Raw genomic sequence first — 12,997 nt, 5'->3', positions numbered from 1 at the left:
AGAAAGTTTTATCTTTTCAATCTTAAAGGAGTTTTAATTTTTATGAAAAACATTTTGCTTTTCATCAAAGAAAATTTAGCAGTAGGTTTACTATTATTTGCCTTGTTTTTAGGCGCCGGAAATATTATCTTCCCCCCATTATTAGGTCAACAAGCTGGTGAACATATAACGACAGCAATGATTGGTTTCTTAATAACAGGTGTCGGATTACCGCTATTAGCAATAGTTGCTATTGCGAAAGCAGGTGGCGATCTACAATTACTTGCAAATCGTGTCAGCCCTACCTTTGGTGTCATTTTTACATCAATCGTTTATTTAGCGATTGGACCATTTTTTGCAGTGCCGCGTACAGGTTCTGTATCCTATGAAATCGGGATTGCCCCATTTCTCCCAGAGGCAGCAGCAGATCATTGGGCACCGCTTTTCATTACTTCTATACTATTTTTTGCCTTTATACTATTCTTGGCTATTAACCCTTCAAAGCTTGTTGATCGAGTAGGGAAAATTTTAACGCCTGCACTATTGGCCGTTATTTTACTACTAGCAGTTAAAAGCTTTATTTCTCCAATGGGTGAACCAGGGGCAGCTATAGGAAAATATATTAATTCACCGTTAACTGAAGGCTTTGTTCAAGGCTACTTAACAATGGATGTACTCAGTGCACTCGTTTTCGGAATCGTTATTTTGCAAGCATTGCGCGACATGGGTATGTCAGATACTAAAAAACAAGTCAAAACGACAATTTTCGCGGGGATTGTTGCCGCTCTTGGCTTATCATTTGTATACATCTCACTTGGACAAATTGGTAACACTAGTATTGATGCAATTGGAACTTTTGATAATGGTGGTGCTATTATTGCGAAGTCGGCTGAAGCTCTTTTTGGTAAACTTGGAAGTGTCATACTATCTGCCACAATTTTACTTGCGTGTATATCTACTGCTGTAGGTTTACTGACTGCCAATGCTCAATTTTTCAATAAGCTATTTCCTAAAGTTTCGTATAAAACGTTTTTAGTAATTTTCACAATTTTCAGTGCAGCAATAACAAACGTAGGCCTTAAAACAATTATTAGTGCATCACTACCTGTATTATTAATCATTTATCCGCTAGCGATGGTGTTAATGGTTCTGTCTCTTTTCGATAACTTCTTTAAAGGTGGAAAAATTGTTTACATTTTTGCATTAATTCCTACATTCTTCGTTAGTCTGAATGATGGTTTAAAGGAAATGGACATTAATATTGCACCATATGTGAACATTTTAAAATCTTTACCATTATACGAACAAAGTCTGGCATGGCTTGTACCTGCAATAATCGGTGCGCTTATCGGATTTATCATTCATAAGCTAATAAAATGAAATTTAATCTAAGTAGAATCTGCTTCTTTTTTGCTAGTAAGTCTCAAGCTTCCTTTAGACGACTGTCTATGAATCTTGCATTGACTTACTTTTATCGCAAAAAGCTAGCAGATTCTTTTTTGTTGTAAATACCCTTCTTTTCCTATTCACGGTTATATGGAAATTCATGTATAATAAAAATAATTAGAAAGAGGTGTGCCCTATGAAAAAAGTATTGTGGTCTTTCGTATTCGTTCTAAGCTTCTTCATCTTTCCATTTACAAACGCTTCTGCTGCAAGCGATGAACAACAGCTTGTAAAGGAAATCAAAGGAATTATTGAGGAAAATTATGTTGGAACCATCCATGGAGATTTGCAAAAAGCTAAAACGATTCCTGAAATTATTGAAATGCTAGACCCTTATTCTACATATTTTACGAAAAAGGAACTTGAGGAATATTTAAATAGTATCGATCTATCTACACTTGGAATTGGTGTAATTATCGAAGAGCATGAAGATGGCATTCATATTTTACAAGTGTTTGAGGATAGCGGTGCATCTGATGCAGGTGTCGTTGCTGGAGACATTATTATTGCTATAAACGGGCAATCCGTTGTAGGAAGCTCTACACAAGAAGCCTCATCCTTATTAATTGGTGATGAAGATACTAAAGTAGAAGTGACACTCCAACATGCAAATGGTAAAACTTCTACTACAACCATTACACGTAAAAAATTCACATTACCGAATGTAGTATCTGAATTACTATTTGGGAATGTTGGATATATTGCTATGTCATCCTTCTCAGAAGACGGTGCAAAGCTAGTGAAAGAAGCGCTTATTCAATTAAAACAGCGTGGTGCAACCTCATTTATATTTGATTTGCAAAACAATGGTGGCGGCTATGTGACAACAGCTGCGGAGATTGCAGGGCTATTCCCTAAAGCAAAAATTGCTTATTTACTGCAAGAAGCACACGCTTCATATAAAGTACGTGCAGCCCTTCAAAACGAAAAATTCCCAGCTGATACACGTATTCTCGTAAACCGTTATAGTGCTAGCGCCTCTGAAATGTTAGCAGCAACATTACAAGACCAGCAATCTGCTATTTTATATGGAGAAACTACGTATGGAAAAGGCTGTATGCAGGGCTTTTTCGAATTACATGATGGTAGCTATTTAAAGCTTACTATCGGTAATTTTACAGGTCCTTTAGGGAAAACAATTAATGAAGTTGGGGTAAAACCAAACATTCCAACAAAGACTGCTCCTATTTTCCAGGCACATTATGATGCACTTAAAGCACAATATACAAATTATAAAGAACTTGCAAGCTTGAAAAATGTACCAACCTCTAAAACATTTACTGTAAATTTCTCACAAGCACTCTCTTCGCAGATTGCTAAAGGCAGTGTACAGCTCGTCGCTTTAGGTGGTAACGAGGTACCAATTACTACAAAAGTTGATGGTCATTCATTACTTGTTACCCCATCAGAGCCGTTAAACAGTGGGCAAGAGTATATGCTTCTTGTTCATCCATCTATTCAAAAAGAAACAGGCAATAAGCTTCAAAAAGGCGTTTATCTTCATATTACAGCTAAGAAATAAAAAATTCCTCTCACCATTAAGTAGTGGTGAGAGGAGTTTTTTAATTTATAACTAACCAAGCCCTTTATTCGGCCTGTGAAATATATGTTGTTACTTCTCTTAAAAAATATAAATGAACTAAGTCGCTTGCTAGCTCGCATGGCAGTTTTTTTTGTTCAAGTAAATTTGTTAATATTAGACGCTCCAAGGATCCTACAAAACTATCTACAATTATGTTAATATCTGCACAATATGATTGTAATACATGAGCACAATCATAACGATGTATAAGGTGAGTAAGCTGCTGTGTAAGCTGAGATTTAACTAAAATTGACTGCTCAGATTCGAATAATCCAATTTTTGTTAATTTTTGATTTTCGATTATGTAAACAAATAACATATGTATTTTTTGCTTTAGCACTCTAACAAAACTGTCTACTCCCTTTTCAACTTCTTCTGATTGTCTACTCATAATTTCATCAAATCCGAGTTGAAATCGTTTATTCAGATCGTTGTACAGAGAGTCCTTACTTTCAAAATATAAATAAAAAGTTGGCTGTGTTACATTAGCAGCTTTTACAATGTCACTAATTTTAGTATCATGATACCCTTTTTCAGAAAATAGCTCCAAAGCCTTTTCAAGCAATAGTTGTTTGCTTCGTTCACCATTTGAATTAACTTTCCTACCTCTTGCCATACTTCTCACCTTATCTTTTTTGTAGTAAACATATCCCTTCAAGCATTACAAAGTAACGCCAAAAAATCCATATTCGCTGAATAAAATCAATTATAATATAGCTCCTATTTTTTTACTATTAAATATTATAATAATGACAATTTTTTCACCAAAAGTACTTATAGTGTCCAACAAATCTAAGTTTTATTTCAAATGACGTAAAAAAAAGCAGGTATCAAATTATTCCTAAGATACCCACTTTTTTCTATATTATTTTAAAAATTTCTTTTTTAGTTTATCACTAAATTCTTTTACTTCCTTCACACCAAATAATAAGTACGAGCCAACAACCACTGCACTAAAAATAACAAGGCCTACAATGAAAGTTATCCATCTGTTGTCAAATACTAAAAACTTGCTTGAAAAATACAAAACAATCGTGATAATAATCATTGGCGGAACTGCTCTGAAAAATTGAAGCTCTTTGCTGAAGATCCCCATTTTCAGATCATATTTAAAGCCTGCATAAACAATCAGCATAATAAAGTTTGTTACTGAACTTACAAATGTACCCCAGGCAATTGCTTCTGCTCCATACTTATCGACAAGTAACATAATAACGGCAATATTAACACCGAATACATTGATTAAGCTGAAGACAACAGGTGCCATTGAGTCACCCTTTGCATAATAAAAGCGCGTTATATACATGTTTGCGGCTAAAAAATACATCGATAAACAGAAGATTGCCATTACTGGTGTAGTAATTGCCGTTGAAAGTGCATCAAAATTACCGCGTTGGTAAACAACCTGTATTAGATTCTCTGAGTAAAAATATGAGTAGATTGTTACAGGATAAAGTAACAACAATAGATAATGTAACCCTTTTGAGTATAAGCTTTTAATGGAAGCATGGTCGTTCTCTCCCTCTTTTTTACTCAAAATCGGGAAGATAACAGTTGTTACTGCTGTAATTAAAATAGCTTGTGGGAATTGCATAAGCCTTGAGGCATAGTTTACAGCAGCTACTGCTCCTTCAGATAACATCCCTGCAAAAACACGCTGTAATAATGCATAAAGTTGAATGGTAGCGCCACCAAGCATAATCGGTAAGATCATTACCCACAATTGCTTTGATGCACTATTACGTTCAAATGAAAAACCAACCTTAAACGAACCCATTTTACGATAGCCGGCAATTAAGAAGTATATCATTATGATCGCACTTGCTAATGCACTAATCCCATATCCAATTGCACCGATACTTTTAATATTAGATAAAACTACAGCAATTAATAAAAACACTGCATTATAAATTAAAATGGCAAAACTAGACAAATGGAATTTATGATTTGCGTTTAGCAATCCGCTATACCATGAGGATAATACGAGCAAGATTGACGATGGCATCATCCAATAATATAGATTTTTAGCTAACTCTAAATCACTTTGACTTAATCTGCCCTTTTCAGCTTTAGCTTGATTAAACATGTCCATTATCGGATTCGTGAATGCTAACATGACAATGGTCATAATGGAAACGGTTAACAAAACAATTGTAAAGGACTGTTTAACAAATAGTGCACGGTCCGTCGTTTCTCGATTATAAATCGTGATGACGGCAGTAGTGAATGCACCACCTACGACTAGATATAAAAAATTTGGAATTGTATAAGCTGTGAAAATACTATCAGCAATATGGCTACTACCATATTGAGAACCAATAATCACTTCGCGTAAGAATCCAAAAACACGAGCTACAATATTAATAATCGCAACCGCTCCGATTACTTTTAAAAAATTTTTCATAAGTCATCCCTACCTTCAATGGCCGACTTATAAATCTCAATACAGCGAGCTGATATATTTTTTTCATCGTGAATGGCTAATACTTTGTCGACCGCTTCACGATTCATATATTGTTCTTTTGGCGTGTTCACTGCACGCAGCATCTCCTCAGATAAAACCATAGCATTTTCGGGCTCCACTAAATGCCCTGCGCCTTCTCCAAGCAAAGATACAAGTCCACCTACATTTGAAGCAATAACCGGTGTATCTGTCGCTAATGCCTCTAATGCCACTAATCCAAACCCTTCTAGATGGGATGGTAATACAAAGACATCACTTGCTTGGAACCACTTCACTAGTTCTTGTTGTTTTAGTGGATCTATAAATTTGACGTCTTCACTGATTAATGGTTGCAAGGATTGGAAAAATGCTTGGTCTCTTCTAGAACCTACAATATTTAACTCAATAGGACGAGATACCTTTGTTTTTAGCATTTGGAAAGCTTGTAACAGCTCCTCAACGCCTTTTTGTTTAATAACATTTCCTACAAATAAAAATCTGAATGGCTCAGAAGCTATTTGCAGTTCTTTGCACATTGCTGCTTGATTTCCTTTTGTGAAAACCTCACGATTCACACCCATGCTAACGACAGAGATTTTACCTTTTTCAATCCCAAAATCTTGTTCTATTTGTTGAGCTAAGACAGGACCTACTGCGATAATGTGTTCACTTTCACGTAAAATACTCGCTGTCCAATTGCGAATTCTTGTGTTCTTCTTCGCCATGCGCTCAATATCGCCGCCATGAGCTGTAACGATAAATGGTATACCAAACATTTTCTTTAAAAGTAGCGACAGCATACCAGATGGAAACACATAATGTGCATGTGTGACATCAATAGACTTTCTGTTTTTTAAACCTTTCATCAATGTCGATAAACCCCATTTTGTATATTTCATAATGGTGTTTTTCTTACCTGTTGCCGGATTAGTATTAACAGATATATCTACGTCTAGTCCTGCTTTTTCAAGTGCAGTGACTTGGTTTTTCACAAAAATACCGAATGATAAATGATCAGATGTTGGATACATATTACTAATGACGAGTATTTTTTTCATAGACGTGTCACTGCCTTTTTCATTAATTCCTGACCACGCATGGCCTCTTTATGAATATGGGTAGCAATTTGTTTCGTTTCCGCAACCGACTGCTCCCAATTACTACTTAGTTTGCCAACTAATGTGGATAGAGCCTTCGCATCATCCTCTATATCCTGCATTTGTAAGCAACGATCTGATGCGCCAACAAAGGACATAAAATCCTGTACTTTTGTATGATAGGATACCGCAATAATAGGAGTTTCCGAATTGGTTGCCAAAATAAGCGAGTGTAGACGTGTACCGATAATAATATCCTGCTCCTCAGTTACATCAAGTAATCGCTCCGGCACCAAATTTTCATCAATAATTTCAGTATGTGCACGTTGTTGCATTTTTTTCTGAATATCCTTTGTCACAGTGACGTCTTGCGGGTACTTCGTTGCAAAAAATGTAATTTTGACATTATGCTCAGAAATTACCTCATCTAGATTTTTCGCCATGCCTGTAACGTACGCATCATATTTTTCAACATTTCCCTCTGGCCAATAGTTAGCATTATAGTACGGAACCGCTGATACACCTATTTTGACTGGTTTTTCGGCATAATGTTGACGATCCCCTTTTAATGTAAATGCAGGATCGCCAATAATTTCTATTGGCTTTTTCACCCCAATACTTTGCAAAAGCTTTTTAGACTGGGGATCACGTACAGAGATACTTGCTGCATAACGACACATTGCACGAATACTAATTTTTCCAGAAATCGTATCCAGTGGTCCTGCGCCACATCCGTAAATAATGTAGGGAACATTACTTTGTTTTGCCATCATTGCATACGCACCATACAGGTGTGCCTCACGTTTATAAAAATCCATTAAAATACCACCACCACCAATGATGAGGAGGTCAAATGTGGATACAAATTGTTTATTGTTTTTATAAGTATGGATAAACGTTTTAAATAAATTACTCTTTCTGTAATACAATGGATAGCTATGTACCCCATAGCGTTCGGATGTTTGTTGTGTGTTATTACTAAAAACGGTAATGTCATCACTAGTTACCGAAAATGTTTGTTTTACTTGTTGAAGAATGCCGTATAATATTGATTCATCACCATTATTATCATTGCCGTAATTCCCCACAATGCCTATTTTCATTAAAAAACATCCTTTTACTTTTTAATACTGAGATTATACCACAATTGCACATTTTCGTTCTTTTTAAAAATAGTAAGAAAAGGTGAGCTTCATAAATTGCTAGTAGATTTATAATATGGTAAAAAAAAGCTCATCACCAGAACATAGAGTTGATCTTCGTTCCGACTGGGCGACTCCGATCAACTTATACGCATGGCATTAGTTTTATATAAATATCATGCCCTACTCGATAAACCAAAATCGCTCACTTCAGCACCTTTTTAATGAAAGAGAAAAATAGCAAACTAGGTAAAATTACTAGTTTGCTATTTTTCAAATGCTAAGTCTTTCTTTAAGAACTACTATTATTGCTGGATTGCTCTATAAAGGAATAATCCAAAATGAGCGCGATTAATCGCATCATTTGGCTTAAAGGTGTTATCACCATAGCCAGTTGTTATTTTATTTGCAGCTAACTGCTGAACAAATGTGTATGCCCAATGATCCTTCGAAACATCTTTAAAGTTAATGCTGCTTGTTCCTTTTAGATTATAAGCTAATGCTACAACCTTCGCCATTTGTGCACGAGTTAAAGTACCATTTGGATCAAAGGTATTGTCGCCTTTACCACTCATAATGCCAGACTCAACTACAGCCGCGATTTGTTTATAATAAACGTGATTCGCAGGAATATCCTTGAAGCCTGGATTTTTTACGTTTGATGTATTTAAACCAAGTGCACGACTAATAATAACTGCTGCATGTGCACGTGTAAGCTTGTCATTTGGTCTAAATGTGCCATCTGCTTGACCTGTAATAATATTATTTTTTGTTAAATACTCAATTTCTTTGTAGTACACATAATTACTTGGAATATCTTTAAACAGCGAAGCTTTTGCTACAGTCACCGTAGCCGCTTCACGTTTTGTTCCTAAAGTCGCTACTACTTTACCAGTAGCACCTGGGTTTTGAGCTGTAAATTTACCATCACTAGTAATGGTACCGATATTACCTTCTACAGACCATTTAACTTGTGAAGGATTGTAAACTAGAGGTTTACCACCGTCATCCTTTGCATCCATAGTAAATTTGACCGTTTCGCCGGCTCCTACTGTTTTTGATTTTGGTGCAACGTTCATTGTTGCTGGAGCATCTACTACTTTCACTTGGTAGGATTGAACAGGTGTGCCATCGTGATTGATGAAAATACGATCATCGCCAGCTTTCGTTGCAGTATAGTTCAAGCCGTTAACATTTAAAGTATTATTCTCAGATGTTAGCGATAAATGACCATCTAGTGGAAGCGTATTATAGTTTTCATCTAAAACATATTTTACTGCTATACTAGACGAAGCACCTGTTAAAAGAGTTGCATAGTTTGTACTATTTGTATAATCAATATATTTTCCTTTGCCAGTTGGTGCCGTACTAACAGCTTGTAATGTTGCGGACACAAGACGTTGCGCATTACCCGCATTAGATGGTAGATTCGCTAATACGACATTATTATTACCGTAATTTCGAATACCCATCGTTGTTGAGCCGCCACCATCTAAGTTAATTGCTTGATCGACACCAAGCGACACTAAATAGTTCGCAAGTTGAACCATATTCATACCTGCGCTATGTTTCTGTTTTCCATCAACCGTAATAAAGTGTACTGTTTTTCCATTATTACTTGTCGCTACAACAGTACGTGATGTTACCTCTTTTGCACGAACGCTAGATGTGCTCATCATAATGTAAGGCTTATTATCTTTTACTAAATACGGACCACTTGCTAAGATAAATTTCGCATCCTGCCAAAGCTTATCAATCGAGAAGTTAACACTTAACTCATCTCCAAGTGCAATTTGGCTTAGCTTACTGTGCCAATCTCCACCTTGTAAAGATACGACAAAGCCAGTTGAAGGAATGGATATTTTTTCTTTCGATCCATATGGTGTAATTTGTGTAACCTTACCTGTTAATGTTTGACCAAATTTGTTTTCAGTAATCGGAGCTCCTGTATCTACTACGATTTCAAAACCATATTCATTTGTATTTGTTGTTTTACTATAAAATTGTGGTGTGTAAACAACCGCTTCATATATATTACGTGCACGATTCATTCCTGACATTTTATAGTCTGTACCATTGTGAGAAAGTGTTACATTAAAATCAAAATAATCAATGACACCACTGCCATCTGCTGCAACCCCGAAAGCTGTAGGGACATTCATATATTCATCGGAGCCGTTTGAAACAGCACCACCGTTTAAAATAACATTATTTTTAGCTAGTAAAAATAACGGGAAACCTGCAGACATATCGAAGAAACTTGCATTAATAGCACCGACTACACGATTCCCCTCGCGCGAATTACGATTAGCATTTGCTACTGTCGATTCTCGACCATTGACATTCGCGGGCATACCTAATTGTACTTCTGTCGTGTCATCTACATTAATAGCAAGATGATTAATAGAGTTTGTATTGGTACTGCTGTATGTATATTGTTTATACTGCACACCTTTCGATAGTGGATAATCCTTCTTGACCGTTTGGGCTGCATAAGCATTTAACGGACTAATAACCATTGCCAATAATACAACTAAAACCAGTAAATTTTTCGCTATTTTTTTCATTTTTTGCGCTCTTTAATAATATAGAGCTCTCACTCTCCCTTCACATGTTTTACTTCTATAAGATTAGCAAAAATATGCCAAAATAGCTATGGAACATTTAAGCTATTTTCCAGTTTTATATTAATTGTCAAGAAAACTATTTATATAGTCTCATTTTAGGATTTTTCTAACATTTGACCCTTATCGTGACCCTATAACTTTGTTAAAATGATGTAGAAGTTCTAGGAGGGTAAAATATGAAAAAACTATCAATCATCGCTTTGCTCATGACAGTAATCGGCATGCTTTTTTGGCAACCCCAACTGGCATCTGCTGATGAATTAACAGGGCATTCACATGAAAAAGGTCTTCGTTATTTAATTTCCAAAAATGCATTAGTAAAAGATGCAAAAGGAAGTTATCGTCCAAATGACAATGTGACACGCGGAGAGTTTGCTTCTTATTTAGCTAAGTCTATGAATCTTGAAGCGACAAGCGACATAGTCTTTAAAGATGTCCCAAATACATATGTCCATGCAAAGGATATTAAACTTGCTGCTTCAGCCGGGATTATTACAGGCTACGGAGATGGTTCATTTAAGCCTAATGCCGCTATTTCAAGACAGCATATGGCGATTATGCTTGAGAGAGCTATTGATTATTTAAACATTCCTAAAGGTACTCCTACTATTACCTTTAAAGATAATGCATCTATTATTAAAGACTACCGCCAAGCAGTAGCAATAGGTGCGCAACTAGGAATCATTCAAGGCTCTGAAGGTAAATTTATGCCTACCAAAAATGCAACTATTGGACAAGCCGCTACGTTTGTTCACCGCTTAATGACACTTGCTGGTGATTCAAATACTGGTAATTCAAACGGTGGTAATACTAACGGTGGCGATACTAACGGTGGTAATACTAACGGTGGTAATACTAACGGTGGCGATACTAACGGTGGCAACACTAACGGTGGTGATACAAATACTGGCTCCTCTCAATATGCTATTAAGGAAATTTCAAACGGCACATTAGTTGGTAACCAAGGATTCTCTACCTTTGAAGCTGCTGAAAAAGCTTTGACAAAAAACACACAGGTTATTGTCCAAAGTGATAAAATTGTGAAAATGTCTTCAGGTTACGTTGTTACAAATAAATATGTGGCACTAAAATCCGAAACTATTAATGACGCGATTGCTGTTGCAGGTAATACAGAAATGGAATACATCAGTAGTGATGCAACACAAGTAAAAGTTCGATTAGCTGGTCAAGTCGGATACTTAAAACACGCCGATGTTACATTAATTCCATTCTCAATGAGCAAAGGCCGTTCTTACTATTCAAATGAAAATGGCGAAATTAAACACACACTCTACGATTACAATACAAATAAGTATTCTTCTAGCTATGTTTACGGAAAAGCTCCATCATTCATGAAACCTGGCGAGAAATACTATAGCTGGAACGGTATTTATTTCACAAATGGTAATGGTTCTTCTAAAGGTGAGGCCTATAACTACTATCAGTTTTTACCTGCCCGTGCCCAAACACAATATACAGCAGAAGAAATTGATGCTTATATTATGAATAAACTAGCAGAGGTTGAGAGTACAGGAATCACCCTCTATAAAGATGCTACAAAGAAAAGTAAGTTAATAGGTTTAGGGAAAACATTAAAAGATGTGGAAGCTAAATCCCAAATTAACGCAATGCTTGTGTTATCAATTGCTCAGCATGAAAGTGCTTATGGTATGAGTGACCACGCACAAAACTTAAATAACCTATTTGGTTTGTACGTATATGATACGAACCCACTAAACAAAAAATTTGATAGTATAGCTGACAATATCAATGAGCTTGTTGATAAATTCCTACAACCAAACTACATTACTCCAGGGGGGTCACCTGGTAAAAACTTTGCAAATGGTGCAGTAGTTGGTTCAAAAGCTCTTGGCTTTAACGTAAAATACGCTTCTGATCCATTCTGGGGTGCAAAAATTGCCGGACACTATTACCGTGCTGAAAAAGCGTTAGGCTTTAAGGATGCCAATAATCCATACACAATCGGTCTAACAACAACACAAGGCTTAAATGTCCGTACAGGCGCATCTACTAGCAATGGCCCAATATTCACATATGCACGAAGTGGTATGCCCGTTATCATAACAAGCTCTGCTACAAACGGCTGGTATGAGATCCTTTCTGATAAATTGTATACAGGACAGGCTTTCGTTAGCAAAGACTATGTACAAGTGATCCATACAGTAAAATAAACAAAGAAGTCGCCTTATAATGTTAGGGCGACTTTTTTGTTGTTGAAATTGAAATTAAGGTGTCATATTAAATAAGGTATGGCTCTTTGGCAAAACGTAGCGACTGCAAAGGGAAAGCAATAAGTCGAAGCGACGGATGGAAATGTCATAGCGACGGAAAGAAGACCCAGAACGACGGATGGAAAAGTCAGCGACGGATTGATGAGCCGAAACGACGGATGGAATAGTCATAGCGACGGAAAGAAGACCCGGAACGACGGATGGAAATGTCAGCGACGGATTGATGAGCCGAAACGACGGATGGAAATGTCAGCGACGGAAAGAAGACCCGGAACGACGGATGGAAATGTCAGCGACGGATTGATGAGCCGAAGCGACGGATGGAATAGTCATAGCGACGGAAAGAAGTGCCGAAACGACGGATGGAAATGTCAGCGACGGATTGATGAGCCGAAGCGACGGATGGAATAGTCATAGCGACGGAAAGAA

9 protein-coding genes are annotated in these 12,997 nt (G+C 36.6%); 3 read left to right on the top strand and 6 right to left on the bottom strand.

The annotated features are described in order from the left end of the window. Positions 1 to 42 precede the first annotated feature (42 nt). Together brnQ and ACQKNC_RS17795 are read left to right on the top strand one after the other, a co-directional pair. Positions 43 to 1,359: a branched-chain amino acid transport system II carrier protein gene (gene brnQ, locus ACQKNC_RS17800; protein WP_427426085.1), complete on the top strand. Its 1,317-nt coding sequence runs from the start codon at positions 43 to 45 to the stop codon at positions 1,357 to 1,359. Positions 1,360 to 1,561: 202 nt separating this feature from the next. Further along, positions 1,562 to 2,947, top strand: a complete 1,386-nt coding sequence (locus tag ACQKNC_RS17795) for a S41 family peptidase (protein ID WP_427426084.1) — start codon at positions 1,562 to 1,564, stop codon at positions 2,945 to 2,947. A gap of 64 nt (positions 2,948 to 3,011) precedes the next feature. Here the strand turns inward: ACQKNC_RS17795 and ACQKNC_RS17790 are convergent, their stop codons facing one another. The 5 genes from ACQKNC_RS17790 to ACQKNC_RS17770 all read right to left on the bottom strand — a co-directional run bounded on the left by ACQKNC_RS17790 (position 3,012) and on the right by ACQKNC_RS17770 (position 10,256). Beyond that, the gene (locus tag ACQKNC_RS17790) at positions 3,012 to 3,623 is read right to left on the bottom strand and encodes a TetR/AcrR family transcriptional regulator (RefSeq protein ID WP_427426083.1); all 612 of its coding nucleotides are present in this window, start codon (positions 3,621 to 3,623) and stop codon (positions 3,012 to 3,014) included. Positions 3,624 to 3,872: 249 nt separating this feature from the next. Next, complete coding sequence (murJ, locus tag ACQKNC_RS17785) at positions 3,873 to 5,411, bottom strand: murein biosynthesis integral membrane protein MurJ (RefSeq protein ID WP_427426082.1); 1,539 nt, start codon at positions 5,409 to 5,411, stop codon at positions 3,873 to 3,875. Then, a complete protein-coding gene (locus tag ACQKNC_RS17780; RefSeq protein WP_427426081.1) occupies positions 5,408 to 6,508 on the bottom strand; it encodes a glycosyltransferase in 1,101 nt (366 codons plus the stop codon). The genes murJ and ACQKNC_RS17780 overlap by 4 nt, the downstream gene beginning before the upstream one ends. Continuing rightward, on the bottom strand, positions 6,505 to 7,650 hold the full coding sequence (locus tag ACQKNC_RS17775) for a polysaccharide pyruvyl transferase family protein (RefSeq protein WP_427426080.1): 1,146 nt from the start codon (positions 7,648 to 7,650) through the stop codon (positions 6,505 to 6,507). The genes ACQKNC_RS17780 and ACQKNC_RS17775 overlap by 4 nt, the downstream gene beginning before the upstream one ends. 344 nt (positions 7,651 to 7,994) lie before the next feature. Further along, positions 7,995 to 10,256 (bottom strand): S-layer homology domain-containing protein, encoded by a 2,262-nt coding sequence (locus ACQKNC_RS17770; RefSeq protein ID WP_427426079.1) that lies wholly within the window; start codon positions 10,254 to 10,256, stop codon positions 7,995 to 7,997. 236 nt (positions 10,257 to 10,492) lie between these two features. On the opposite strand from ACQKNC_RS17770, the gene ACQKNC_RS17765 reads away from it, so the two are divergent. Then, the gene (locus ACQKNC_RS17765; RefSeq protein ID WP_427426078.1) at positions 10,493 to 12,508 is read left to right on the top strand and encodes an S-layer homology domain-containing protein; all 2,016 of its coding nucleotides are present in this window, start codon (positions 10,493 to 10,495) and stop codon (positions 12,506 to 12,508) included. Between the two features lie 54 nt (positions 12,509 to 12,562). Here the strand turns inward: ACQKNC_RS17765 and ACQKNC_RS17760 are convergent, their stop codons facing one another. Beyond that, positions 12,563 to 12,739 carry a hypothetical protein gene (locus tag ACQKNC_RS17760; protein ID WP_427426077.1) on the bottom strand — a complete coding sequence of 59 codons (177 nt, stop codon included), beginning with the start codon at positions 12,737 to 12,739 and terminating at the stop codon, positions 12,563 to 12,565. Positions 12,740 to 12,997 lie beyond the last annotated feature (258 nt).

Origin of the sequence: Lysinibacillus sp. NPDC094177, from assembly GCF_050279145.1 — a bacterium.
In the GTDB taxonomy this organism is placed as follows: Bacteria; Bacillota; Bacilli; order Bacillales_A; family Planococcaceae; genus Lysinibacillus.
The sequence above is the reverse complement of the archived record's forward strand: the minus strand, read 5'-3'. Positions and strand labels throughout refer to the sequence as shown.